The sequence below is a fragment of the Bradyrhizobium sp. USDA 4532 genome, assembly GCF_024171315.1.
Lineage (GTDB): Bacteria > Pseudomonadota > Alphaproteobacteria > Rhizobiales > Xanthobacteraceae > Bradyrhizobium > Bradyrhizobium australafricanum.
Map to the genome: position 1 here is coordinate 690,514 of NZ_JALJZN010000001.1, position 24,242 is coordinate 714,755.

Consider the following 24,242-nt stretch of genomic DNA (forward strand, 5'->3'; position numbering starts at 1 on the left):
GAAAGCACAACAATGATGAACAGGATGATCCAACTTGCCGGCGCCGGCGCATTCGCGCTGGCTCTGACCTTGGGCGCGGCGCTCGCGCAGGCCGCCGCGATCAATGGCGAGGTCAAGAAGATCGACGAGGGCGCGGGCAAGATCACGCTCAAGCACGGTCCGGCCAAGAGCCTTGGCATGGACGAGCCGATGACGATGGTTTACCGGGTCAAGGATCCTGCGCTGCTGAAGCAGGTCAAGGTCGGCGACAAGGTCCGGTTCGAGGCCCAGGAGGGCGACGGCGGCTACACGGTCACCGCGATCCAGAAGGCGAAGTGAGGCGACGGCCCGCATCAACCGGTTGGGCTGTCGGCTAAACGCAGCCGGCAGCCCTTGAACCCGCGACGCATGATCGCCGGAGCTGTTCCGGATGGATCGGCTTGAACGCGTTGCGTGGCCGGCCTTATCCTGTCGTCTGCAAGGACGAGCAATGAACGATTGCTGCGGGCAGAACACGACCGAATGCTGCGCACCACCGCCGCTGACGCTGCCGGTCAAGGCCGGCGTGCGGGCAGGGGACCGCGATCGCGCGGCCGATTCGTGCGGCTGCTCGGGCGGCGTTCCCGTCTTTGATGGTCTCGATCCGCGCTACAGGCGCGTGCTCTGGACGGTCATCGGCATCAATGGCGCGATGTTCCTGACCGAGATGATCGCGGGTCAGCTTGCCGGATCGCAGGCGCTCAAGGCCGATGCGCTCGACTTCCTTGCCGATACGGTCACCTATGGACTGAGCCTTGCGGTGATCGGCGCCGGCCTGCGCGTGCGCGCCTCCGCCGCGCTGTTGAAGGGCGCGTCGCTGAGCTTGATGGCGCTGTGGGTGTTCGGCTCGACTGTCTACCAGACGTTCGTGCTCGGCGTGCCGAAGGCCGAGGTGATGGGCGCCATCGGCGCGTTGGCACTCGCGGCCAATCTAGGCTCGGTTCTGCTTCTGCTGCCGTACAAGGACGGCGATGCCAATGTCCGCTCGGTCTGGCTCTGCTCCCGCAACGACGCGATCGGAAATCTCATCGTGATGGCGGCGGCTCTCGGCGTGTGGGGATCGGTCTCGGCCTGGCCTGACCTTGCCGTCGCCACCGTGATGGCGACGATATTCCTCACCTCGTCGGTGCAAATCCTGCGGCAGGCATGGGCCGAATATCGCGAGGCGGCGCTACGCAGCCCGTCAGCAGCGCATGGCTGAGGAAGCCGCAAACGCCCGGTGCTTCCTGCGACAGGCCGCGCCAAGGCGGAAATTTGCCGCGCATTTACCTTAAATCATGGCACCGGGGGAACGTCCGTGGCAGCGGCGCGTTGCTGTGCATCATTCGAGCGCAGAAGGCCCCCTCCATGACAATCAACGCGGCAATACTGATGGCGGCATTGGTGCTATCGGGAACCGTGTTGGCGCAAAGCTCCGGCCCTTCGGCCGGCTCGGCGGGGGCCGGGCAGGCCGCCAACGTGACCACCACCGGCGAGGCGCTGAACAGCGCCAAGAAGACCGGCAACAGCGGGCCGCCGGTCGAGAAGGCCGCGCGTCCGGCCAAGCCGGATGCCGGCGCCGCGGGCAACACAGTGGGGGCGAGCCGCCCGCAAAAGCCCGATCGTCGCCTCGAGCATTATCCGTAATCTCCATCCGTAACGATTATGCTGATCCGTGGGATGGGTGGAGCGAAGCGATACCTATCACCTCTGATCCGCGCGGAAGCAGGATGGGTTTCGCTGCGCTCCACCCATCCTACGGCGCAGCAAAAAGCCGGCGCAGTCGTCGTGACCACGCCGGCTCGATGTAGGAAGCGGTTGCCTTAACTCAGTAAACCAGGCCGGTGCCCGGGGGCTTCTCCAGCGCTGCGGCGAGCGAGCGATATTCGTCGCTGTTGGTGCCGGCGAGCTGGGCGATGCGGTTCAGGTGGTACTGCGCCTGATCGCGGTTGCCCTGTTCGACCTGCCAGAGGCCGTAATACTGCCAGGTGCGGACATGGGCCGGATCGGCCTTCAGCGCGCGCTCGTACCAGATCTGCGAGACCTTGTAGTCGCCGAGCTTGCGATAGGAGTAGCCGATCAGGTTGGCGACGTCGGCGCGATCATCCTGGCTGAGCGCCTTCAGCTGCTCGATCGCGGCGGTATAGTCGTGCTTGTCGTAGATCGTGGTGTAGGCGGCGCGATAGCCGGCCAGGAACTTCTGATCGTCGATCGCGGAGCTCTTGTCCTTCTTCGCCTTCTTGCCCTTGCTGCTGCCGCTGTCGGAAGCCGGCGGCGAGGGATTGTCGCTGCCCGCGGCGTAGGCCGAGATGACCGGCCCGGAGGCGAGCGTCATCGAGAGCACTGCGAGGCCCAAAAACTTCGTCTTCCTGCTCATTCCTGGTTGCTCCTGATCGTTCCTGATCGTGCTCGGTAATCCTACACCGAAGCCTGATGACTTGAACACCCAGGGGTGCAGAACATTCCCGGCCGATCCCACGATTGCGTGATCCTGCTTTTCCGGCGGAGAGGAGAACATGACAGAGATGTCATGCACATGAATGAAGTCCGTCAGGGTCCTTCAGAACGGGTTCAGTGCGCGGCCCATAAGGTCACGTGCATTGATCGGTGAGGCCGACCATCCGGCCGGAGACCTCTCGATCCCGACGAGGAGGACCATCATGCTGAAGACGATTTCCGCCGCGCTGCTCGCCATGTCCGTGATCGCAGCGCCCGCGCTCGCCGTCGAGACCGGCAAGGCCGCAACGCCCGCGCCGGCGACCACGACTGCCCCGGCAACCAAGGCCGCTCCCGTGATCAAGAGCGAGCAGCTGCCGTCGAAGGTGCGCAACGCCAACGCCAAGATGCACCACAAGCACTATCGCCATCACCGCCACCACAAGCACATGGGCATGCTGAAGGTGAAGTCGCCGAAGCATGCGACCAAGCACGTCCACGCGAAGGTCGCGACCAAGCACGTCGCGCCGGCCAAACGCGGCTGACCCAAGCGCGGTTGAATCTGATCCGAGGGGCGTAGTTTCGATCCACATTGCCCCGCTGCGCCTTTTGGATGCAGAACCGGCCCGTCCGTCCATTGCTTCCCCAATGGCGACGGGCCGGAGTGCGTCTGGCTCCGGTTGTGAACCCGGGCGAGGAATAACCGAGTTGCGAATTCCCTTCGGCCGCCCGGCAGTCTATGAGACGGCCTCCGGGGACACAGGGAACAGCGTCGTTTGCGGATTTCATCACAACTGGCGGCCATCCTGCTGCTCTCGCTTCCGCTCGCCGGCTGCCTCACCAGCGACGACGGCGGCGGGCCGACCACCTTCACCGATGACCGGGGCGTCGCCAACCAGCCGTTCCCGGACCGCAACCGCGACCAGATCCTAGCCTTCATGCGGACCTACCTGAACAATCCGGTCGGGGTCCGCGAGGCTGCTATCGCCGAGCCGGCGCAGCGTACGGTCGGCGGCCGGCTGCGCTACGTCGTGTGCCTGCGCTACAGCGCGAAGGATACCGACGGCAATTACCGCGCCGCCCGGGAGCGCGGTGTCCTGTTTGTCGACGGCCGGCTCGACCGCATCCTCGACAACCCCGCCGAGCCCTGCGCCGGCGCGTCCTACGCGGCATTTCCGGAACTGGAAAAGATGCCGCGCTAAGGCATGATCCGGAAAAGTGTGAAGCGGTTTTTCCGAAAGGATCATGCCCGAACAAGAAGCAGGAGCGCGATCTGATCTCGCTTCTGCGCGGCGGCTTGTCGCAAGCCTGATCGAAACGTTGGCGAACTCCGATCACTTTTCGGGGAGCGTTGAACTTCACTTTAGCCGTCTGCGACTTACATCCAGCCGAGATGCGGCTGCTTAACCGGTGAAAAAAACCTTCTGTGCCAGGGAACAAACGGGCGTTGTTGCGACCCTGTCACAGCTCGGAAACATCACGGGTGCGGCATTGCCCCAAAGCAACCTAATTGAGGTCACGTTGTTTGGCTTTACAGCGCAGCGTTAGTAACGGGGATCAGAAATGAAGAAGTTTTTGCTCGGCACAGTCGCGCTGGCCGCCCTTGCGGGCCCTGCGTTTGCGGCTGACATGCCGGCCCGCACCTATACCAAGGCACCGCCGCCCTATACCGCCCCCGCCGTCGTCTACAACTGGACCGGTTTCTATATCGGCGGCCATGTCGGCGGCGCGTTCACCGACGGCAACAACCTGATGGGCAGCGACGCGCGCTTCATGGGTGGCGTGCAGGGCGGCTTCGACTATCAGTTCGCCCCGAACTGGGTGATGGGCGCCGAGGCGCAGTATTCCTGGCTGCCCAGCTCCTCGAACAATGGCGTGCTGCTCCCGGGCGGAACGCTGGTGACCGGCAATACCGACCAGATCGGTTCGGTGACCGGCCGCCTCGGCTACACTTGGGGGCCGGCGCTGCTCTACGCCAAGGGCGGTTATGCCTGGCGCGACAACAACAACATCACCGCGTCGGTCGGCGGCGTGCCGGCGTCCTTCACCACCGATGGCGGCCACAAGGACGGCTATACGGTCGGCGCGGGCCTCGAATACATGTTCGCCCCGAACTGGTCGGCGAAGGCCGAATACCAGTACTACAATTTCGGCAAGACCAACTTCACCAGCGGCCCGGCCGACCTCGTCGGCACGAGCTTCCGGAACGACGAGCACACCGTCAAGCTCGGGGTCAACTACCGCTTCGGCTGGGGTGGCCCGGTCGGCTCCCGCTACTGATCGCGGCTTCATCGCATCAATGAAAGGCCGGCCTTCGGGTCGGCCTTTTTTGTTGGCCAGCCGCTCGCCCCGGAATGACGACGGATGCGGTGAACCCGTAGCCCGGATGGAGCGCGGTGTAATCCGGGGCAGCCGACCCGACGAAGGAAGTCCCGGATTTCGCTCCGCGCCATCCGGGCTACGACGCTACATTCACCTGATGTTCAGGCCTGATCGTGCAATGCAAAAAATAATTCCTGCATTGCACGGAACTTTCATCGTGCTGCGCTATTATGCGATCGCCGGGCTGGTGGACAAACGAACATGCGTAGTTTTGCGTTAGGGCTGATCCTCTCTGCGGTCTCCGTGCCGTGCCTTGCCCAGACTATCCTCAAATCCGAACCCCTGGCGCTCGCGCCCTATGAGGTCGTGTTCGTGCAGGATGCGTCCTGCTCGGCTGGCAAGGTGCTCAAGGTGACCGGCGCGATCCGGGGTCTGCATCGGCGGAAGATTTGCGTTTCGGTCGCCGCCGAACAGGCCTCGCTGGCGACGGCCACGCCGTAGGCGCGGGCGACCGTACCGATTGCATCCTCGGCCCGCCGCTGCGCGCCGGCCAGCCTGCCGTCTGATCAGTTCAACCGCGGCTCCAGGCGTGCTTCGCGATCGGCATCGGCCTTGTTCTTGGCCGGATCCTCGTTCGGCTCGAGCTGACAGGGCCGGATTTCGTAGTCGTTATCCAGCACCGGGCGCGGCGCGGACTCCTCCTCTCCGGAGATGGCATCCACCACCAAGCCGGATTTCCTGGCCAGTGTCCAGACATCCGCCTCGGTCGGGTAGGCCTTGCTCAGCTTGGCGTCCTGATAAAACAGCGCGTACGGCATTCGTCGTTCCCCAAACAACCGACAACGCCAGCCCCCGTTTTGGGTTTCAGGCAATATCGCCGTTCCGATCACGGAACCGTGAGCGAGCATCCGCGGCAAGCATCTGAAAATATGAGTCATTTCGGTTCTTTCGCGGAAGGGCCTTGAGTCCTTAACGGGTGGTAAACCCCCGAAAAAAGAATCCCCGGGACTCTCCGGGTAGAATCGCCGGATGCTCCGGCCCATGAGAGCAATCCACCAGCCCCCTTACGAACGCGTGCAGCTCGCGCTTGCGGTTGCGCTGCTCGCGGCCTGCGCCGCCAATGTGGCGCTGGTCTGGTCCTGGCTTTAGATATCCTGGCTTTAGATCACCCGGCTCTCGCCAAAATCTGTATGTGGCGGCCACGCGAAAACGCCGGAGCCGCGCGGCGCCGCTGGCGATTGACGGCACCGGCATTCCTCCCATCATTGCCGGCAGAACAAGCGCCCGCCGCGCCCTGCGCGGACGGGCCGCGATCGGGGGGAGCTGATATGATCGACACGCTGAAGGAACGGGTCAACGGCGACGCCGGCCTGGTGCGGCGCGGCCGCTACCTCACCACGACATTGCTGCTCGAGATCGGCGCGGCCGCCTGGCTGATCGCGATCCATGAGGGCCGGATCGTCGCGGTGACGAAGGGCCCGTTCGTGATGCCCTCGTCGTCGTTTGCGCTGCGCACCTCGCAGGCGGAGTGGGACCGGTTCTGCGAAAAGCGGCCGCCGCCGGGCTCGAACGACCTGATGGCGCTGATCAAGCGCCGCGTGCTGAAGGCTGAGGGCGAGCTGCAGATCTTCATGGCGAACCTGCGCTACTTCAAGGAGGCGCTCGGCAAGCTGCGCCGCGAGGGAGTGGCCGCATGAGCGCCAGGTTCGAACCGATCGTCGGCCGTTACATGCATCTGGAGCTGTTCGGCCGGGCCCACCGCGTCTATGTCGAGGAGGCGGGCGAGGGCACGCCGCTGCTCTGCCTGCACACCGCGGGCGCGGACGGGCGGCAATATCGCGGCCTGATGAACGATGCGCGCGTCACGCGCAACCATCGCGTCATCGCCTTCGACATGCCCTGGCACGGCAAGTCGTCGCCGCCGCAGGGCTGGCACGACGAGGAGTACCAGCTCACCTCCGCGCAATATACGACCATGATCCTGGCGGTGATGGACGCGCTCGACCTCGACAGGCCGATCGTGATCGGCTGCTCGATCGGCGGCCGGATCGCGCTGCATCTCGCGCTCGAGCATCCCGAACGTTTCCGCGCCATCATCGGCCTGCAGGCCGGCGCGCATGTCGATCCCTATTACGACCTGAACTTCCTGCACCGGCCGGACGTGCATGGCGGCGAGGTCGCCGCCGCCATCGTCTCGGGCCTCGTCGGCCCCGACGCGCCCGACAAGGAGCGGTGGGAGACGCTGTGGCATTACATGCAGAGCGGGCCCGGCGTGTTCAAGGGCGACCTCTATTTCTACAAGGTCGACGGCGACATCCGGGCCCGCGTCGCCGAGATCGACACCAGACGTTGCCCGCTGTTTCTGTTGTCGGGCGAGTACGACTATTCCTGCACGCCGGAAGAGACGCTGGCGGTGGCGAACAGCATTGCGGGAGCTGAGGCCACCATCATGAAGGGCCTCGGCCATTTCCCGATGAGCGAGAATCCGGGCGAGTTTCTCACGCACCTGCTGCCGGTGCTGGAGAAGATCGGCGGCCGCTAGCGCACGCCCAGGGTTGCTTTGGTCCTCGACCTCGGGCGGCGCGGTATGACAGACTGCGCGTCCGCCCGATTGGGCGTGAACCGGTTGCGCAGGAGGTCCCCATGCTTCCGAAGGCTGAAGCGGCCTATTTCGCGATTGCCGACATCTCCGGCTATACCAACTTCCTCGCGGCGGTCGAGCTCGACCATGCGCAGGATATCATCGCCGATTTCATGGATACGGTGGTGAAAGCGCTGCGCCCGCCGTTCCGCCTCGCCAAGTTCGAAGGCGACGCCGCGTTCGTCTACACCACCGCCGAGACGATCGACGGCTCGCTGCTGCAGGACGCGATCGAGGGCGCCTATTTCAAATTCCGCCGGCGCCTGCGCAGCGTGCGCCAGGCCTCGACTTGCGAGTGTCAGGCCTGCGTCGCGATGGGCGATCTCGATTTCAAGTTCGTTATCCATCATGGCGAGATGGTGAAGCAGAAGATGGGCGGCAGGGAGGAGCTCGCCGGGCGCGACGTCATTCTGGTCCACCGGCTGCTCAAGAACACGGTTGCTGAGAAGATCGGCGGGCGCGCCTACGCGCTCTACAGCGACGCGGCCATCCGCGCGATGGGTGTCGATCCGGTCGCGCAGGGTCTCATCGCCCATCGCGAAACCATCGACGTCATCGGCGACGTGACGCTGTGGGCGCGCGATCTGGAAGCGGCGTGGCGGCAGGAAGACGCGCAAACCCGGATGCAGGTGACGCGCGACGATGCCTACGTCATGCTGGAATTCGACATCGCCGCGCCGCGGCAGACGGTTTGGGAGTTTTTCACCGTGCCCGGGCAATGGCAGAAATGGTGGGACGCCGACACCATCGTCGAGGATTCCGGCAAGGGACGACGCGGTCCCGGCACCAGGAACCACTGCATGCACGGCAACCATACCGTCGTTGAGGAGATGCTCGATTGGCGCCCGCCCGATTATTTCACGGTGGGCATCACGCTTCCGATTCCCGGCGCGCCGCGGATCGTGATGACTCGCGCCGTTCTGGACGGTCCAAACGGAATGACGCATCTGGAGCTGCGGGTCGCCAAACCTAAACCAAAGGATCGAGAGTTCGTCGACGGCGCCGCAGTGAAATACGCCGAACGCATGACCAAGGCGATCGCCGGCTTGCGATCCATGCTGGAAGGGAAGCAGCCTGCCCTCGATGCAGTGGAGGAGCCGGCGTTGACGCGATCGAGCGGACGCTTCCTGACCGAGCCGGTGAAGTCGGGCGTGCGCGGCTGATGCCCAACGCACGGTCCGGGTCTAATGGGGCTGCGTTACTTGCCCGAGCGCGGCAGCTCGTCGATCGCAGCGCGGACCTTGGCCATGGTCGTGGTGCAATATTCCTCGCGCTCCTTCAGGAAGCGCTGCTGCTGGGCGCGGAAATTCGCAACCCGCTCCCGCACCTCGGATCCGAAGTCGCCGCTGATGTCGAGCCTGGCAAAGTGCGGCAGCTGCGCCGGTTGAGGCGGAACTTCGACGACCGTCACCGCCAAAGGCGACGGAGCGGGGGGCAGGCCCTCGATCACGGTCGGCGCCGGAAGCGGAGGCGGTACGACCGCAGCCCGCACCTCAGCCTTGACGCTGAGCGTGGCGACCGCCTCGGCCAAGGCCTGTTCAGCGGCGATCGGCAACGCGGCGGCGGGGGCAGGTGTAGCGGCAGGCGGCGTGGCGGTCGGCTGGGCGGCAGGCGCCGCCGCCGTCCGTGAGGCAGGCGCCGGAAGCTCGGCGTCGGGCAGCTTGCCCTTCACCGACTGTACGAAAGCCATTGTCTGCGCGATCAGGAGATCGCGTTCTTTCATCCACTTCATGGCGCACCCTGAGCGCGCGGATTCCAGCAAAGCAACCGCGCGGAATCAAGCGCTCGCCATCATGATGGTTGACGAAGACGCCTGTTTGGTAGGCGCGGTGACATAATTGTGACACGCCGCGCGGGCGTGGACGGTCAGCGTTGACGGGGATTGGTGTTCGGGACGAACGGGGTACCGACGATCCGGACCGGGGTCTGGGCCAATCCCTGATCCGATGCCGACGCGTGATTCGCAGGCGGTCGCAGCGCGGGGTTCGCCGGCGCGGGTGCCGGATCCAGCAGGGCGACGAGGCCGGCCGCGGCCACGCTGAGCAGCGTGAACGTGCCCAGAAGCAGCAAATTGCGGTCGGATTCGCGGACCCTCATGCGAGGAAAATCGCGTGAAAGGGCATAACGTTCCGAACAAATCCTCAGGGCGTTGTCGAGCGGATTTGGCCTCACCTTGAGGACGAGCATCAGGAGAGGACGAACCGGTAAGCCGTCCGGAACGGGGCGGGGGCCAGCCTAATGGGCCGCCATCGCGGCGGGTACCCGCTCGATGCTGCGGGCCTCGATCAGGTCGGCGTAGCGGCCATATTCCTCGGCCATTTCGAGCAACTTGTCGCGCACCGCGGCGTCGGTCACCTGTCGGGCCAGCCGTCGCGCCTGATCGGATTGGAAGCGGTAATGTGCTGTGTCGGACATGGTGGCGGCTCCTCACATATCTGTAAGGGCCACCCGGCAAAGGTTCATCAAGGCGTCATTGCAGCGTCGGTGGACGATCCGCCGGGGGAGCCGACGTGACCGGCGCCGTCTTGTCCTCGCGGACCTCGACTTCGAACCAGCCCATCTCCTTCAGCTCGCGAGCCTTCTTCTCGGCCGCGTCTTCGCTGTCGCGCTTCAGCACGATTCGGCTGGTGCCATCTCGGGCAAGGATCAAATAGGTCATTGGCAGAGTCCCACCCCGCATTCTGCATACCCCGTTTGGGGCCGCAAGGACAGAAGCAAGGCGAGGGATGGGTGATCCTACGGGAAGGATCCCACGATTCCTGCCAGGGGAGTGTCGCAGCGGCTTTCCGAACCGGCCCTGCGGCGCAGCGCCGGTTCGGAAAGGGCGAACTGCCTCAGCGCTTCACCACCACGTCGATGTGGCGGTTCCTGTCGTCCCACCGGCCGCTCTGCAGGCAGCTCTCGCGGTAGCTGTCGCAGATGGCGAGGTCGCCGCCATGGGTGCGATTCCAGGTCTTGCAGGTCGACGCGATGTAGGTGCAGGTGCATTTGCCCGACGCGCATTGGCGCTCGACAGCGGTTTCGGCGGTGGCCGCCGAAATGGTGGCGGCGAAAGTTGCGAGCAAGATCAGCAATCTCATGGTGATTCCTCAAAATGGTGAAGTCTGGTCGGCGATAATTTCAGGCCGATCAGGATTGGCGATGTGCCTTAGCGTTGGGTGCAGACGAAGCGGGTGCCGTTCTTCGTCGTGCCGGTGGCCCGGCTGCCCTTCTTCGCGACAGGATAGTTGTTGCCGTTCGGGAAGCCGGTGAGACGGATATAGGCACTATCGCCGCCATCGTACGACCCCGAGATCAGACCCGGGGCGGAGCAGGTCCAGCCTGCGGCGCTTGCCGGGATGCAGCCGATGGCAAGCAAAGCGAGGGCGAGTCCGATTCTCATCTCACCCTCGAGCATCATCGATAGCCCGCGCTGAAGTTATGGTCGCGAATGCCGATCGCCTTGGCCTGTGCTGCGGACACCCGATCCCGACACTGGATGTATCTCAGGACCTGCGCGTCGGTGCCTGCGGAGTGCGCGCGCCACATGTCGAGATTGAAGCCGTTCTTGGCCATGCAGGCCTGGGAGTGAGGGCTGTCATTGCGCTCCCTGGCGCTCGCCGGAGCGACGGCCAGTGTGGACAAGACAATCGCGGTGCAGAAAGCAATCTTCATTCGGAAATTCCCAAAGATGAAAGTGCCGGAACAATAGCCAGCGGGAACAAAATCACAAGTAGTCGTTGCGAGATGACTCAACGTTCTCGCTAGCGCTTCCTGCAAAACATTGCGAAGCGCAGGGTCGTTGCATTGGCTAGCGGTGAGCGCGATCGACGACGTGGCACTCCCGGCGACCGGAATACTACGGCTCGCTCTGTACATTGTGGGCAATCAGGCGATGCGCTTTGATTGAATCGCGACGACATGTTCGAATCGCACCGGGAACGACGCGGCGGTAGGCCGCGCATATCTGATGGAGGACGCGATGCCCAGGCACTTCGGTTTGAAGGCAGCATCGGCCGCAGGACGGTCGGCGTTCACGGGGTCATCAAGGGATTTGCAGCAGCGGACTGCTTCGGCGTCGGCTTCGAAGAAGCATGCTCTGGACAGCGCTGCAGCGTCGAAGCACGCTTCCCCATGCTCGGAACTGCCGTATTCGCCTGCGAGCTGGCGGGGCTGCTGCGGTCGACGGTCGATCTCGGCAGACTGAAGCTGTGTCGCGGCGGCCAGATGGCGGAAATCCAAGCCAGCGGAAATCCAAGCCAATTGGTGCCGGCTGAGGGGATTGAACCCCCGACCTTCAGTTTACAAAACTGCTGCTCTACCGCTGAGCTAAGCCGGCGAATTGGGAATGATTTGCGCGCTCGAATAGCAGACTTGGCGCGCCAGAGCCAGAACCAAGGCTTGAACCGAGCAGGCGAGAAGCGATCGCGCCCCCGTGTCGGCCCGACAGCAAAAGGCGGCCCGCGGGCCGCCTTTTGCGCCGTCGGCCTAGTCAGCTGAGCTACTGGCAGGGATGCTGGCGGCCGTCGCTGCCGCGGAACCAGGTGCCGGGGGTGCAGACAAAGCCGTTTTGCCGGGCATATTCGGCGCCGCCGATCGGGGCGCGGGCATAGTCGGGGCCGCCGAACGGGGCGGTGGCGACCGCAGCCGCCGTGCCGACCGCGCCGCCGACGACGCCACCGGCCACGCGGGCCGCGGCGTCGACAGGCGCGAACGGGCCGGGGTCATAGCGGTTGTAGCTGCCCTGCCAGCCTCGGTCCCGCCGATCGATGCGCTGGTGATAGGCGGTGCGGGTGGTGGCCGGTGCCGTCGCCTGGCATCGGGCGTCCGGCCAGGCGTTCGAGCAGCGCGCGGGGGTGCCGATCGTCTGTTGCGCCATCGCCGGGCTCGCCAGCGCCGAGGCGAGCAGGGCTGCTGCGCCGAGGATTTTGAATTGTGTCATGCGAAATCTCCTCTCGTCGTCGAGAGCTAATCTCGCGGTGCCGCGCCTGTTCCAGCGCGGCCTTGCCCTGTGTTCAAAGCAGTGTGAAGTTCACCAGGCTCGTGCGCATGATGCGTTCCGGAGCATGCTGCCTTTGACGAGAATTGCGTGTACAGCGGTGAACGGACTGATGTCGGTGCCGACGCGGGGGATTGATGTTCGGAATTTTGAGTCTTGGCTTTCTGCTCGGCATGCAGCATGCGCTGGAGCCGGATCATATCGCGGCGGTATCGAGCATCGCGGCCCGCCGCAGCCATGTCGGTGACATCGTCAAGCACGGGCTGACCTGGGGACTTGGCCACACGCTCACTTTGTTCATCTTTGCCGGCGCCGCGATCCTGCTCGGGCGCGCGATCCCGGAAACGGTCGCACAGCCGATCGAGACCGCGGTCGGTATCATGCTGGTCGGCCTCGGCGCGCATGTGTGGTGGCGGCTGTGGCGCGACCGCGTGCACTTCCACACCCATTCGCACGGCGACGGCACGACGCACTTCCACGCCCACAGCCATGCCGGTGAAGCCGCATCCACCGTGGCGCTTGCGTCCACCGTGGCGCGTGCGTCCACCGTGCCGCACGTCCGCGCCGCGCACAGCCATGCGCACGGCTTCCGCTGGCGCACGCTCCTGGTCGGCCTGATGCACGGCATGGCCGGCTCGGCGGCGCTCCTGGTGCTGACGGTGTCGCAGGCCCCAAGTCCGGTGATCGGGCTCGGCTATGTCGCGCTGTTCGGCATCGGCTCCATGATCGGCATGGGCGTGCTGTCCAGCGTGATCGCGGTGCCGCTCGCAGCCTCGGCGCGCTGGCTGACCTGGGCCAATCGCGGCCTGCAAATGGCGGTCGGCGCGGTCACGATCGCGATCGGCGTCCACGCGATCGTCGAGAACGCCTTCACCTGACGGGTAGGCGGCTTCCCGAAGCAAGATGACGTTGCGTCGATTTGAGCGACAGAGTCTGCGTCACCTCGCCCCGCGTGCGGGGAGAGGTCGGAACGCATCGTCAGATGCGTTCCGGGTGAGGGGGACTCTCCGTAAACGTAGCTATCACCGTATCCGCGGAGCCCCTCACCCCAACCCTCTCCCCGTAAGAACGGGGAGAGAGGGCACTTCGGCGCCCGTTAACGATTTCTGATTCCGCACGGCCGCATTGACCGGATGCCGATGCTTACGCGTTAGGCTTACCGGCAGTTTGGCCGGCGTCCTTAACCCTTCCGCCAAGCCGTTGGATTAGGTTGTGGTGGAACAATTCGGGACGCTGGGTGAACATGCGCGCAAGTCTTGCGCTGGCGATATTGGCTGCGATGAGCTCGACGGCGCTGGCCGGCGGCGGCTTCGACATTGTCGTGCCGGTGCGGCCCGGCGTGCCGATCATCATTAACGGCGTCGACGCCTCCTACGCCGTGGTCGAAAGCGCGATGGGGCTCGCTCGCAACGAGTCGATGGTGCCGACCGTCTATGGCGGCCGCCCGATCGATCCCCAGCCAAATGTCGGCCACTATTATCCGAGCCTCGGCCGCATGCCGGGTTACGGCCGCCTCGAGATCGAGCCGCCGGCCAACCGCCGCCTGCCCAAGCCGGCCGAGAGCTACCATCAATCGTGGGGGGCGGAATCGGCTCCGCTGCCGGCACAGTCCAACGTGCCGGTCGATCCGCCGCCGGTGATCTACGCGCCGGAGTTCAACGGGCCGCGGCCGCTGCCGCGCCCGTTCCCGCGGCCACCGCGACCCCGAGGATTCTGACATCGACTGCCCGAAATCAAGAGCCCCGCGAAACGGGGGTCCTGAATAGCCATCAAGAGCTACGCGACGAACAGAGAGACCTACAGGAGAGAGTAATGCGTCAAATGATCAAAGGACTGATTGCGGCGGTGGCCGTCATGCTGAGCGCGCCCGCAATGGCGTGCGGTTTCAACCCTTGCGGCTATTCCGCGCCCGTCGTGAATTACGGCTGCGGTGGTTGCGGCGGTGGCTACTATGGCGGCTACGGCTACGGCGCCGTCGAACGTCTGCCCGACCCGGATGCCGCTTATCCCAGCGCGGCGCAGCAATACTATTACGTCAACCAGGGACCGACCTACACCGGTCCGGGCAACTGGGCACCGCGCCCGTACTACCGCGAAGGTTACGGCCGCCCGTATTACGGCTATCGCCGCTATGGCTACCGTCACTACGGCTACCGCCATCACTACGGCTATCGTTCGCACTACGGCTATCGCTACGGCCGCTACGGCCATCCGGTGCTGCGCCGCTACTATTGATCCGATCGTCAGTTCGAGACATCAGCGCCCGTTCGCGTCACGCGAGCGGGCGTTTGTCGTTCACATCAGCCCGAGCCGGCTGGCGCCGATATAGAGCGCGAGCACACAGGCGTTCGACACGTTGAGGCTCTTGATCTCGCCGGGCATGTCGAGGCGGGCGACGAGGCGGCAGGTCTCGCGCGTCAATTGCCGCAAGCCCTTGCCTTCGGCGCCGAGCACCAGCGCGAGCGGCGCTTGCAGCGCGGCCTTGCCGAGATCCTCGGTCCCCTCGCTGTCGAGGCCGACGGTCTGGAAGCCGCGCTCGTTCAACTCGTTCAGCGCGCGCGCCAGGTTCTGCACGGTGACAACAGGCACCAACTCGAGCGCGCCGGAGGCGGACTTCGCCAGCACGCCGGTCGCCTCCGGGCTGTGACGGGCGGTGGTGACGATCGCCTTCACCGCGAACGCCGCGGCCGAGCGCAGGATGGCGCCGACATTGTGCGGATCGGTGATCTGGTCGAGCACCAGCACGATGCCCTCCAGCGCCAGCGTGTCGATGCCGGGCGAGGGCAGGGGATCAGCCTCCGCCAGGAGGCCCTGATGCACCGCATCGGGGGTGAGGCGCCGGTCGATCTCGCTGGGCCGGACGATCTCGGGGGTGACGCGGGTCGCGATGTCTTCGTCGGCGAGGCGCTTGGCCGCGTTCTCGGTGAGGTAAAGCTTGCGGATATGGCGGTCGGGGTTGGCAAGCGCCGCCGACACGGTGTGCCAGCCGTACAGAATCACCGGCCCGTCGGAACCGGATTCGCGTTCCCGCCGGGCCGGCGGGCGGCCGAATTTCGGCCCTTTTTGGAAGGGTTTACCGCCCTTGCCTCGGAAATTGGGTTTGCGGTCGCGATCGCTCATGTGAGGCTTGTGTCACGGCTCCCGAATGTTGGCAATTTTACACAGCGTTTTCGAGCGAAGTGGGGTCCGGTTCGCGTGAAGAAAACGCGACAAAACAAGAAACTAGCCGCAAGACTCACGACTTTGGAACAGAGATCGCCCGAGCCTGCAAAAGTATCCCAATTAGATGGCTGGCTTGGTTGACTTTGGGGACCGCCTTCCCCCATAAACGCGCCCGACCGCGCACCCGCTTCGGGTCGGCCGGTTATCAGCGTCATTTCGATGACCGGTCCGCCGCCACTCGCGCGGCCGGTCTGATGCTGTTGGACGGGGGAGTGTCCCGAGTGGCAAAGGGAGCTGACTGTAAATCAGCCGCCTCATGGCTTCGCAGGTTCGAGTCCTGCCTCCCCCACCAGCCTTCGCTCGCTTCGCGAGCTACGGCTCGGCAGGCCGGGAAAACTCCATCGTAGCGAAGTGAGCGAAGGCTGCCACGCCATAGCCCGAAGGGCGACGGCGGGCTGTATCGGCGAGGCATGAGTCGCTTCGCGAGCGACGGCTCGGCAGGCCGGGAAAACTCCATCGTAGCGAAGTGAGTGAAGGCTGCCACGCCATAGCCCGAAGGGCGACGGCGGTCTGTATCGGCGAGGCATGAGGCGCTTCGCGACCCACGGCTCGGCAAGCCCGGAAAACTCCATCGTAGCGACGTGAGCGAAGCTAGGCCACAGCCCGCTCATCCATTCGACACCCGCTTCTTCACCCTATCCGCGCAAACAGCTCCAGCCGCCGCCGGCGTTCCGTTGCTCGGCCCGCGAGTGCAATGGTAGATTGCGCCATTTCATGATTGAGCCGTTTCAGAGGATATGAAGAAAATTTTGCACTGGGACGCTTCTGCAGGAGATGACCCGGCGCTGATGGTTGCCTGCGCTGTCTTGCTCGGGGTCTCGATCCTGGTTTCGATACCGGCATTTGTCGGTGGTGGCGGCCAGGCCGGAATCGATTTTTCATGTTTCTGGGGCGCGGGCGCGATGGCGCTCGAAGGCCATGCGGCGGCGGCCTACGATTGGGAGCAGCTGCATCAGCAACTTGTTCTCCGGCTGCAATCCCTCAATCACGCTCCGTATCCTTACGATCAGGTACCGGTTCCGTTCTTTTATCCGCCGGTGTTTTTCCTGGTTGTGGCGCCGCTGGCGCTGCTGCCGTTTCCGATCGCGTTCTGGGTCTGGAGCGCAGCGAAGCTGTCTTGCTGGCTGCTCGTCGTTCATGCCATCCGGCCGCGCTCCGCCGCGCTGCTGCTGGCACTCGCTGCTCCGCCAGTATTCTACGACTTCATTTCCGGCCAAAGCGCACTGCTCGCCGCATCGCTGCTCGGCGGCATCCTGCTGACATTGGACAGGCGTCCGCTTCTCAGTGGAATCCTGATCGCGCTGCTCATCTTCAAACCTCAGTATGGCGTGCTGCTTCCCTTCGTGCTGATCGCCACCGGACGTTGGCGCGTCGTCATCACCGCCTCTCTGGTGATTCCGGTCCTCCTGCTGCTCGCCGGGCTGATCTTCGGTTGGGATACCTTCGATGGATTCCGCGCCGCCGCCACCTTCGCCACGACGCAATTCCACCTCAGTGGCGCGCTGCCATGGTACAAACTGCAGAGTGTGTACGGGCTCTTGAGAGACGCCGGCCTTGGCTACGGTTTGGCGATGGCGGTCCACGTCGCCATCGCATCGGTAGTTGCGATCGGGGTGCTGATCATTTGGCGCAGCCATGTCAGCTTCGCCGTAAAGGCCGCGAGCCTGCTGGCGGCAACGCCGCTGATTTCTCCTTACTTCGCGATCTACGATATGCCGATCCTGGTGGTCGCGTTGCTCTTTCTCATGAACGCCAGCGCGGGCCGCCTCGCGTCGCGTTCGGGTCGAAGCGCCTTCCGGATCGCTGTCAGCGTCGTCTTCGTATTGGGATACGCTTTCCCGTTCGTGCGCACGCCTCTCGGCCCCATGATGTGCGCAACCGTGATCGCGCTGATCTGGACGAGATACCGGCAAGAGGCCGGCGAGACAGCTACAGGCGAGGGATTGCGAAAATCTGCAACCGTTGGAGGCTAGTGTCCTGATCGCGAACAGTCCGCGGCGAAGATCATCACGATCAGCCGTCCTGGTGCGCCGGCGGCGTTGCCGTGCCGGGCACAGCCTCCGCGCCAACCGGGCGCCTGGTGCCCGACGGATCGTCGCGCTTGAGCATCGAGGCCCAGGCGAAAAATGGATAGGCCAAAAGCGCCAGGTATCTCGTGGGCATCGGATGATCGACGCCGAATGCCGTCGGCTTCTGCCCTTCCGGAAGATAGAGGCTGCCGAACAGCACATCGTAGAACGAGAACAGCCCGGCGTAGTTCTTGTCCCTGGCTTCCTGCTCGCTGCTGTGGTGCCAGTGATGAAACTCCGGCGATACCAGGACGTGGCGTAGCGGGCCGTAGCCCAGGCGCACGTTGGCGTGCGCGAGCCAGGACTGCCAGTAGTAGATCGCAAGATAGGTCCCGATCGCCTCCGCGGAGAAACCGAGCGCGAACAGCGGAAACAGCGAACCAACCTTCATGAAGGTCACGTCAAGCGGGTGCTGGTGGATCGCGGCGAGCCAGTCCAGCTCTTCGACGGCGTGATGAACGGCATGGATGCGCCACATGGCAGGCACGACATGCAGGATGCGGTGGGTCCAGTAGATGCCGAGATCCCCGATCACGATCGCGATGGGCGCCTGAGCCCAATACGGGAGATCGCTGACCGCCTGCTTGACGGCCGAGGGCAGAATCGATTGATTGACCAGCGTCGCCAGTGCGATGATCGCGGTCACGCCGACGAACACCAGCCAGCCGTTGAGCAACAGGAAGGCCATATCGGTCGAAAGACCACGCCTGAAGATCTTCTGCTGCCTCGCTGCAAAGAGTTGCTCGAACGGCACGAAGATCAAGGGCGCCAGCAAAAGCTGATATTGTTCCAATAACTCGCGCATTCAAATGGCCACATGAAATGGCGACAGCCTACCACCCCGGTCCCCGATGCCGTCAATCGGAAACCAAACCCGGGTTGTGGGAGCGTTAATCAGCATCCCCGTGCCGCTACGGGGATCACCGGTGTCCGGGAGCCGGGTTCGTCCGCATGCCCCAATCCCACCGCGTCACTCCATCCTTGCGAACATCTCCACCAGCGTCTCGCGCAGCCAGCGTTGCGCGGGGACGGTGTCGTTGCGCTGGTGCCAGAACAGGCTGACGATGCGCGGCGGCGCCGGCAGCGGCACCGGCATGGCGTGCAGATGGGGCGCGTGGCGGGACTGGGCGTTGAGATCGCGCGGCAGCACGGCGATCAGGTCGGACTGGCGCACGATCTCGTAGGCGGCATTGTAGTGGTTGACGGTCGCGACCAGATTGCGGGACAGCCCGCGCGAGGCGAGAAACTGGTCGTAGGTCGGCAGCGTCTTGCCGGCGAGGCTGACATCGACATGCTTGGCGGCAAGGAAGCTCCGCGTGTTGAGCCGCTTCTGCCTGGCCAGCGGATGGTCCCGCCGCATCATGCAGGCATATTCGACGGTCCACAGCGAGCGTGAGCGGATCACGGCCGGCGGCTGCTGCGCCTCGTTGACATAGACGCTCAGCACGCAATCGACGCGGTTGTCCTCGAGCCGGTCGCCGATCTCCAGGATGGTGTTGGGCACGGTGTGGATGCGCGCGGACGGCGCCACTTCACTGAAGCGGTTGAGCAGCCGCGGCATCACCAGCGAGGCCACGTAGTCGGACATCGACAGGATGAATTCGGCCTGGGTCTGTCGCGGATCGAAGGCGTCCTCATCGAGGGCGTGGCGGACATGTTCAAGGGCATCGCCGATCGGCTGCCACAGCGCCACGGCGCGCTGCGTCGGGCGGATCCCGCTCGAGCTGCGCACGAACAGGGGATCGCCCAGCGCGTCGCGCAGCCGCGCGAGCGCGTTGCTGACCGCGGGCTGCGTCATGGTCAGCGCGCTGGCGGCGCGCGTGACGCTGCCCTCGGTCATCAGCGCCTCGAAGACTTTCAGCAGGTTGAGGTCGAGCGTGCGGAAGGACACGAGCAATATTCACAAGGGTGATGTGCCAGATAACGATTATAAATTATTCGGATAATGTTGGTTTGTCTATCATTCCCCGGCTGACCCTGTGGCGCGTGCCGCCGCAGGGCGAGGGGGGACTTTCATGTCGATGATCTCGGCGCGCATCGAGCGCCTGCCGTTCGCGCGGTTCCACGTGCACCTGCTGCTGATGGGCGGCCTCGGCTATCTCTTTGACGCGATGGATGCCGCCGTGCTGGCGTTCATCCTGCCGGTGCTCCGCACCGCCTGGGGGCTGACCAATGTCGAGACCGGCGTGCTCGGCAGCAGCACCTTCGTCGGTTATCTGTTCGGCGCGCTGCTCGCGGGGACGCTGGGCGACCTGATCGGCCGCCGCGCGGTGATGATGTCGGCGCTCGCGCTCTACAGCGCGGCCTCGCTGGTCAGCGCGGCGGTGGATAGCTGGCCGGCGTTCTTTGCCGCCCGCGTCGTCGCCGGCATGGGCACCGGCGCGGAGAGCGCGATCATCGCGCCTTACCTCGCCGAGTTCGTGGCGCGGCGTTACCGCGGCGCCTTCACCGGCGCGCTGGCGGGCTTCTTCTCGTTCGGCTTCGTCGCCGCCGCCTTGCTCGGCTATTTCATCGTGCCCGCCTATGAGAACGGCTGGCGCATCGTGCTCGTCATCACCGCCGTGCCTGTCGTGATGCTGCTGTGGTGGCGGAGATCGCTGCCGGAATCGCCGCGCTGGCTGGAAAGCCGGGGCAGGGCGAAGGAGGCCGAAGCGGTGCTCGACAGGATCGAGGCCGGCTTCGCGCGCGAGGGCCGCGCGCTGCCGCCGGCGGTAGCCGCGCCAGTCGCCTCGTCGGGAACGCTGGTGAGCAATTTTGCCGCGCTGCTCGCCGGCCGGCAGGCGCGCATCACCACCATGACCTGGATCATGTGGCTGTCGATCACCTTCAGCTACTATTCCTTCTTCGTCTGGATTCCCGGCCTGCTGGTGCAGAACGGCATGAGCATCACCAAGAGTTTTGGCTATTCGCTCGCGATGTATTGCGCGCAGGTGCCGGGCTATTTCACCGCCGCTTTTTTCAATGAGCGGATCGGACGGCAGGCGACGATTGCGACCTATATGCTGCTCGGCGGCGCCAGCGCGCTCGGGCTCGCCTTTGCCAAGAGCGATGCGGAGATCATGGCGGCCGGCCTGCTGCTGTCGTTCTTCATGAACGGCACCTATGCCGGCGTCTATGCCTACACGGCCGAAGTGTTTCCGACATCGATCCGGACCACGGGTGCCGGGCTTGCCTCCGCGATCGGCCGGATCGGCGCGATCGCAGCGCCGATCCTGGTCGGCTACCTCTATCCGAATTTCGGCTTTGCCGGCGTGTTCGGCGTCACCACGTCCGTTCTCCTGATTGGCGCGCTGACCGTCGTGCTGATGGGCGTGCCGACGCGCGGCCGGTCGCTGGAAGACATCGCAAGCGAAGCCGCGTGATCATACGAGCTACGCGCTGACAGGAGACCTTTCATGTCCACCATCCTCTTCAAGAATGCCGCGCTGCTCGATCCCCTGCGCTCCGATCTGCTCGAAGGACACCACGTGCTGGTCGAGGACCGCTTGATCAAGGAAGTGTCCGATCGGCCGATCGAGGCTTCCGCCGATCGGGTCATCGACCTCAAGGGCAAGACGCTGATGCCCGGCCTGATCGACCTGCATGTGCATGCGGTCGCGGTCGAGCTCGATTTGTCGCAGCAGGCGCGGATGGCCAACGTGCTGGTGACGCTGCGCTCGACCATGCTGTTGCGCGGCATGCTGAAGCGCGGCTTCACCACCGTGCGCGATGCCGGCGGCGCCGGCTATGCGCTGAAGCAGGCGATCGACACCGGTCTCACTGATGGCCCGCGGCTGTTCGTCTCCGGCCGCGCGCTCAGCCAGACCGGCGGCCACGGCGACGGGCGCGCCCGCTCGGACTATCTGGCCGACCCGACCTGCTCCTGCTGCGTGCGGGTCGGCGCGATCGCGCGCGTCGTCGACGGCGTCGATGCGGTGCGCAAGGCGGTGCGCGAGGAGCTGCAGATGGGCGCCGACCAGATCAAGATCATGGCGTCCGGCGGCGTTGCGTCGCCGACCGATCCGATCGGCGCCTACGGTTATTCCGAGGACGAGATCCGCGCCATCGTCGCGGAGGCGAGAGCGCGGCACACCTATGTGCTGGCCCATGCCTACACGGCGGAGGCGATCGAGCGGGCAATACGCTGCGGCGTGCGCACCATCGAGCACGGCAATCTGATCGACCTTCCGACCGCGCGGTTGATGGCCGAGCAGGGCGCCTATGTGGTGCCGACCCTGGTCACCTACGAGGCGCTGGCCAATGAGGGCGCGAAGTACGGCCTGCCTGCGGCGAGCGTCGCCAAGATCGCCGACGTTCGCGACGCCGGGCTGCGCTCGCTTGCAATCTATCGCGAGGCCGGGGTCAAGATGGGATTTGGCACCGATCTGCTCGGACCGTCGCAGCGGCTGCAGAGCGACGAGTTCCGGATCCGCGCCGAGCTGATCGGCCCGCAGGCAGTGATCGCCAGCGCGACCATCATCGGCGCCGAGGTGCTCGGCATGGAAGGCAAGCTCGGCCGCATCGCGCCGGAGGCGTTCGCCGACCTGCTGGTAGTCGAGGGCAACCCGCTGCGCGACGTGGGTTGCCTGCTCGGCCAAGGCGAGCACATCCTGCTGGTGATGAAGGCCGGCAAGGCCGAGGTCGACCGGCTGGACGGGTAGGGCGGGAAGGGGGTAGGCTGAATCGATACGATTTCTGAATAATGGAATCGTACCGCTGATTTGCCCGACGAGTCAAGTTGCGGTGTCGCCGGACAGTTGCCGTGTCCGCCGGCACCTTTGCATGGGGTTTGCATGGGGTTGTTTTCGATATTTTGGCAGTGCGTCCGTCCTGACCACACCACGCGCAGTGCAGGACAGGGCGGGCATTCAGAGCCCTGACCACCGGTACGCCCGATCACGTTACCGCTGGTGGCGTTGACGTTGCCGGGCAGAAGCACGACATATCGCGTGCCGATCCCACCTGCCGCTCCGGAGCAAGCCATGAACGCCCCCAACATCGAGTCCGTCACGCCGCAGTCTGGCGGCGACGTGGTGGCCTGGCTGACCAACGAGACCCGCGACGAGCGCTTCATCGACAATATCTTCGCCGAGCTTTGCATCCGGTTGCAGGGCAGGGGCATCCCGCTCAAGCGGGCGACGATGAATCTGCTGATCCAGCATCCGCAATGGCTCGGCGCCCGGATCATCTGGGGCGACGGCAAGCGCGAGGCCGAGATCACGCGGGTCGACTACGAGGTCAGGGAGCGCTCGGAATATATCGGCAGCCCGGTCTACGAAATCCACCAGGGCGCTGGCGAAGTGCGCGAGCGGCTCGAACGGGCGCCTGGCCGCACGCATGCGCTCTTTGACGAGATGCGCGCGCAAGGCCTGACCGACTATGTGGCGTGGCCGCTGCTGCATACGCTCGGCAAGCGGCATGTCGTGACCTTCGCGACCGACCGGTCCGGCGGTTTCGATGACGCTGACATCGCCGAGCTGCGCAAGGTGCTGCCGGTGCTGGCGCTGGTCAGCGAAATCCGGATGAAGAACCGCCTGGCGCGGACGCTGCTCGAGACCTATGTCGGCACCCATGCTGGCGAGATGATCCTGGCGGGTGCGACGCGGCGGGGCAGCGGCACCACGGTCCGCGCCGCGATCATGATCTGCGACCTCAGGGACTTCACCCGGATCTCGGACTCCTGGCCGCGCGACGATGTCATCGATCTCCTCAACGACTATTTCGACGCGATGTCGGAGCCGATTGCGCGGCACGGCGGGGAAATCCTGAAATTCATCGGCGACGGTCTGCTTGCGATTTTCCCGCTCAGCGATCCCAGGGCCTGCGCCAACCTGCTGCACGCGGTGTCCGAGGCGCGGCAGGCGATGGCGGCGCTGAGCGAAAAGAACAGCATGATGGGCCGGGCGCCGATGAATTACGGCATCGGCGTCCATGTCGGCGACGTCATGTACGGCAATATCGGATCGCGCAGCCGGCTCGACTTCACGGTGATCGGCCCCGCGGTGAACATGGCCTCGCGGCTCGAGGCTCTGACCAAGCAGTTGGGACGAAACGTGCTGCTGTCGCGCGCCTTCGCCGATCTGGTCTCGCACGATTTCGCGCTCGAGCATGTCGGCGAGCATTTGGTGCGCGGTTTCAGCGAGCCGATCGAGCTGTTTGCGTATCGCGGCTGAGGCGCCATTGGCCGAAAGCAGCGTGACGTGCGGCGCACGCACCCGGCTAAGACGGCCCAATGTCCAAAGGCTCCTGCCGTTAAGGAGATCGGCCGGACAGGTTTACTCTCGGTGCGCGCAGTAATTGCTGCTCGGCATAGTTGGCCAGACGATCGTACTCTTCGGCGATCTTCAGAAGATTCGCACGTGAGTTTTGGTATCTGAACAACTCCGCCTTGGCACGTGTCTTGGCGGCTCGATCCCGCCAATAGCCGGCGTTGGTCATGACGTTCTCGACCATGGTGCTTCCCCCTTTCTCAGGGATTGCCCATAGACCAACGTCGCCGCGACAAGTCCGCTCCCCGAGGAACCCCGGAACTCCGTTCACGCATGAAGAGTCACTGAAACATTCCGTTTGTTCCAGACGAAATTTATTCAAGCTGGAT

At 64.7% G+C, this 24,242-nt stretch carries 32 protein-coding genes and 2 tRNA genes; 18 read left to right on the forward strand and 16 right to left on the reverse strand.

Annotated features, from left to right (window positions below):
- Positions 1-15: 15 nt before the first annotated feature.
- The 3 genes from J2R76_RS03255 to J2R76_RS03265 all read left to right on the forward strand — a co-directional run bounded on the left by J2R76_RS03255 (position 16) and on the right by J2R76_RS03265 (position 1,644).
- Positions 16-318: a copper-binding protein gene (locus J2R76_RS03255; RefSeq protein WP_057019685.1), complete on the forward strand. Its 303-nt coding sequence runs from the start codon at positions 16-18 to the stop codon at positions 316-318.
- Positions 319-469: 151 nt separating this feature from the next.
- Entirely contained in the window at positions 470-1,219 is a 750-nt protein-coding gene (locus J2R76_RS03260) for a cation transporter (RefSeq protein WP_076831565.1), read from the forward strand.
- A 146-nt stretch (positions 1,220-1,365) separates the two neighbouring features.
- Complete coding sequence (locus J2R76_RS03265) at positions 1,366-1,644, forward strand: hypothetical protein (protein WP_057019637.1); 279 nt, start codon at positions 1,366-1,368, stop codon at positions 1,642-1,644.
- Positions 1,645-1,825: 181 nt separating this feature from the next.
- Here the strand turns inward: J2R76_RS03265 and J2R76_RS03270 are convergent, their stop codons facing one another.
- A complete protein-coding gene (locus J2R76_RS03270) occupies positions 1,826-2,374 on the reverse strand; it encodes a lipopolysaccharide assembly protein LapB (protein WP_057019636.1) in 549 nt (182 codons plus the stop codon).
- Positions 2,375-2,657: 283 nt separating this feature from the next.
- On the opposite strand from J2R76_RS03270, the gene J2R76_RS03275 reads away from it, so the two are divergent.
- From J2R76_RS03275 to J2R76_RS03290, 4 genes are all read left to right on the forward strand, one after another.
- Entirely contained in the window at positions 2,658-2,978 is a 321-nt protein-coding gene (locus J2R76_RS03275) for a His-rich protein BRANT (protein ID WP_063790156.1), read from the forward strand.
- Between the two features lie 231 nt (positions 2,979-3,209).
- Complete coding sequence (locus tag J2R76_RS03280) at positions 3,210-3,635, forward strand: hypothetical protein (protein WP_076831559.1); 426 nt, start codon at positions 3,210-3,212, stop codon at positions 3,633-3,635.
- A 361-nt stretch (positions 3,636-3,996) separates the two neighbouring features.
- Positions 3,997-4,713: an outer membrane protein gene (locus J2R76_RS03285; RefSeq protein WP_057019633.1), complete on the forward strand. Its 717-nt coding sequence runs from the start codon at positions 3,997-3,999 to the stop codon at positions 4,711-4,713.
- Between the two features lie 303 nt (positions 4,714-5,016).
- Positions 5,017-5,256 (forward strand): DUF6719 family protein, encoded by a 240-nt coding sequence (locus tag J2R76_RS03290; RefSeq protein ID WP_057019632.1) that lies wholly within the window; start codon positions 5,017-5,019, stop codon positions 5,254-5,256.
- A 65-nt stretch (positions 5,257-5,321) separates the two neighbouring features.
- Here the strand turns inward: J2R76_RS03290 and J2R76_RS03295 are convergent, their stop codons facing one another.
- The gene (locus tag J2R76_RS03295) at positions 5,322-5,573 is read right to left on the reverse strand and encodes a hypothetical protein (protein WP_076831552.1); all 252 of its coding nucleotides are present in this window, start codon (positions 5,571-5,573) and stop codon (positions 5,322-5,324) included.
- Between the two features lie 510 nt (positions 5,574-6,083).
- On the opposite strand from J2R76_RS03295, the gene J2R76_RS03300 reads away from it, so the two are divergent.
- The 3 genes from J2R76_RS03300 to J2R76_RS03310 all read left to right on the forward strand — a co-directional run bounded on the left by J2R76_RS03300 (position 6,084) and on the right by J2R76_RS03310 (position 8,559).
- Positions 6,084-6,452: a hypothetical protein gene (locus J2R76_RS03300; protein ID WP_076831550.1), complete on the forward strand. Its 369-nt coding sequence runs from the start codon at positions 6,084-6,086 to the stop codon at positions 6,450-6,452.
- Positions 6,449-7,297, forward strand: coding sequence for an alpha/beta fold hydrolase (locus J2R76_RS03305; protein ID WP_057019629.1), 849 nt, complete (start codon positions 6,449-6,451; stop codon positions 7,295-7,297). The genes J2R76_RS03300 and J2R76_RS03305 overlap by 4 nt, the downstream gene beginning before the upstream one ends.
- Before the next feature lie 101 nt (positions 7,298-7,398).
- Positions 7,399-8,559, forward strand: a complete 1,161-nt coding sequence (locus tag J2R76_RS03310; protein ID WP_076831548.1) for a DUF2652 domain-containing protein — start codon at positions 7,399-7,401, stop codon at positions 8,557-8,559.
- Positions 8,560-8,594: 35 nt separating this feature from the next.
- Here the strand turns inward: J2R76_RS03310 and J2R76_RS03315 are convergent, their stop codons facing one another.
- The 10 genes from J2R76_RS03315 to J2R76_RS03360 form a co-directional block, all read right to left on the reverse strand.
- Positions 8,595-9,128 carry a hypothetical protein gene (locus J2R76_RS03315; RefSeq protein ID WP_076831546.1) on the reverse strand — a complete coding sequence of 178 codons (534 nt, stop codon included), beginning with the start codon at positions 9,126-9,128 and terminating at the stop codon, positions 8,595-8,597.
- A gap of 134 nt (positions 9,129-9,262) precedes the next feature.
- Positions 9,263-9,583 (reverse strand): hypothetical protein, encoded by a 321-nt coding sequence (locus J2R76_RS03320; RefSeq protein ID WP_244558925.1) that lies wholly within the window; start codon positions 9,581-9,583, stop codon positions 9,263-9,265.
- A 48-nt stretch (positions 9,584-9,631) separates the two neighbouring features.
- A complete protein-coding gene (locus tag J2R76_RS03325; RefSeq protein ID WP_076831540.1) occupies positions 9,632-9,811 on the reverse strand; it encodes a hypothetical protein in 180 nt (59 codons plus the stop codon).
- Positions 9,812-9,866: 55 nt separating this feature from the next.
- Positions 9,867-10,055 (reverse strand): hypothetical protein, encoded by a 189-nt coding sequence (locus J2R76_RS03330; RefSeq protein ID WP_057019624.1) that lies wholly within the window; start codon positions 10,053-10,055, stop codon positions 9,867-9,869.
- Between the two features lie 175 nt (positions 10,056-10,230).
- A complete protein-coding gene (locus J2R76_RS03335; protein ID WP_076831538.1) occupies positions 10,231-10,476 on the reverse strand; it encodes a hypothetical protein in 246 nt (81 codons plus the stop codon).
- A gap of 68 nt (positions 10,477-10,544) precedes the next feature.
- Entirely contained in the window at positions 10,545-10,778 is a 234-nt protein-coding gene (locus J2R76_RS03340) for a hypothetical protein (protein WP_143271129.1), read from the reverse strand.
- 14 nt (positions 10,779-10,792) lie between these two features.
- On the reverse strand, positions 10,793-11,050 hold the full coding sequence (locus J2R76_RS03345) for a hypothetical protein (RefSeq protein WP_076831532.1): 258 nt from the start codon (positions 11,048-11,050) through the stop codon (positions 10,793-10,795).
- Positions 11,051-11,263: 213 nt separating this feature from the next.
- Positions 11,264-11,617: a hypothetical protein gene (locus tag J2R76_RS03350; RefSeq protein WP_057019621.1), complete on the reverse strand. Its 354-nt coding sequence runs from the start codon at positions 11,615-11,617 to the stop codon at positions 11,264-11,266.
- 22 nt (positions 11,618-11,639) lie between these two features.
- Positions 11,640-11,714: transfer RNA gene (locus tag J2R76_RS03355), tRNA-Thr, on the reverse strand.
- Between the two features lie 162 nt (positions 11,715-11,876).
- Positions 11,877-12,317, reverse strand: a complete 441-nt coding sequence (locus J2R76_RS03360) for a hypothetical protein (RefSeq protein ID WP_057019620.1) — start codon at positions 12,315-12,317, stop codon at positions 11,877-11,879.
- Between the two features lie 194 nt (positions 12,318-12,511).
- Here J2R76_RS03360 and J2R76_RS03365 point away from each other — a divergent pair, with 194 nt between their 5' ends.
- The 3 genes from J2R76_RS03365 (at position 12,512) to J2R76_RS03375 (ending at position 14,609) form a co-directional block, all read left to right on the forward strand.
- On the forward strand, positions 12,512-13,252 hold the full coding sequence (locus tag J2R76_RS03365; RefSeq protein ID WP_057019619.1) for an urease accessory protein: 741 nt from the start codon (positions 12,512-12,514) through the stop codon (positions 13,250-13,252).
- 365 nt (positions 13,253-13,617) lie between these two features.
- The gene (locus tag J2R76_RS03370; RefSeq protein WP_057019618.1) at positions 13,618-14,091 is read left to right on the forward strand and encodes a hypothetical protein; all 474 of its coding nucleotides are present in this window, start codon (positions 13,618-13,620) and stop codon (positions 14,089-14,091) included.
- A gap of 95 nt (positions 14,092-14,186) precedes the next feature.
- Positions 14,187-14,609, forward strand: coding sequence for a hypothetical protein (locus J2R76_RS03375; protein ID WP_194295396.1), 423 nt, complete (start codon positions 14,187-14,189; stop codon positions 14,607-14,609).
- A gap of 60 nt (positions 14,610-14,669) precedes the next feature.
- Here J2R76_RS03375 and rlmB read toward each other — a convergent pair whose 3' ends face one another.
- Complete coding sequence (rlmB, locus tag J2R76_RS03380) at positions 14,670-15,494, reverse strand: 23S rRNA (guanosine(2251)-2'-O)-methyltransferase RlmB (RefSeq protein WP_076831529.1); 825 nt, start codon at positions 15,492-15,494, stop codon at positions 14,670-14,672.
- Positions 15,495-15,802: 308 nt separating this feature from the next.
- On the opposite strand from rlmB, the gene J2R76_RS03385 reads away from it, so the two are divergent.
- A tRNA-Tyr gene (locus J2R76_RS03385) sits at positions 15,803-15,888 on the forward strand.
- A gap of 445 nt (positions 15,889-16,333) precedes the next feature.
- Complete coding sequence (locus J2R76_RS03390; RefSeq protein WP_253623748.1) at positions 16,334-17,569, forward strand: glycosyltransferase family 87 protein; 1,236 nt, start codon at positions 16,334-16,336, stop codon at positions 17,567-17,569.
- A 40-nt stretch (positions 17,570-17,609) separates the two neighbouring features.
- Here the strand turns inward: J2R76_RS03390 and J2R76_RS03395 are convergent, their stop codons facing one another.
- Positions 17,610-18,470, reverse strand: a complete 861-nt coding sequence (locus J2R76_RS03395; protein WP_244558924.1) for a sterol desaturase family protein — start codon at positions 18,468-18,470, stop codon at positions 17,610-17,612.
- Between the two features lie 165 nt (positions 18,471-18,635).
- A complete protein-coding gene (locus J2R76_RS03400; protein ID WP_076831524.1) occupies positions 18,636-19,562 on the reverse strand; it encodes a LysR family transcriptional regulator in 927 nt (308 codons plus the stop codon).
- Positions 19,563-19,680: 118 nt separating this feature from the next.
- On the opposite strand from J2R76_RS03400, the gene J2R76_RS03405 reads away from it, so the two are divergent.
- From J2R76_RS03405 to J2R76_RS03415, 3 genes are all read left to right on the forward strand, one after another.
- Positions 19,681-21,027, forward strand: a complete 1,347-nt coding sequence (locus J2R76_RS03405) for an MFS transporter (protein ID WP_076831521.1) — start codon at positions 19,681-19,683, stop codon at positions 21,025-21,027.
- Between the two features lie 33 nt (positions 21,028-21,060).
- Positions 21,061-22,305 carry an amidohydrolase family protein gene (locus tag J2R76_RS03410; protein WP_076831518.1) on the forward strand — a complete coding sequence of 415 codons (1,245 nt, stop codon included), beginning with the start codon at positions 21,061-21,063 and terminating at the stop codon, positions 22,303-22,305.
- A gap of 321 nt (positions 22,306-22,626) precedes the next feature.
- Positions 22,627-23,817 carry an adenylate/guanylate cyclase domain-containing protein gene (locus tag J2R76_RS03415; RefSeq protein WP_076831515.1) on the forward strand — a complete coding sequence of 397 codons (1,191 nt, stop codon included), beginning with the start codon at positions 22,627-22,629 and terminating at the stop codon, positions 23,815-23,817.
- Between the two features lie 79 nt (positions 23,818-23,896).
- On the opposite strand, the gene J2R76_RS03420 is transcribed toward J2R76_RS03415, so the two are convergent.
- Positions 23,897-24,097, reverse strand: a complete 201-nt coding sequence (locus J2R76_RS03420) for a hypothetical protein (protein WP_057019610.1) — start codon at positions 24,095-24,097, stop codon at positions 23,897-23,899.
- Between the last annotated feature and the right edge of the window lie 145 nt (positions 24,098-24,242).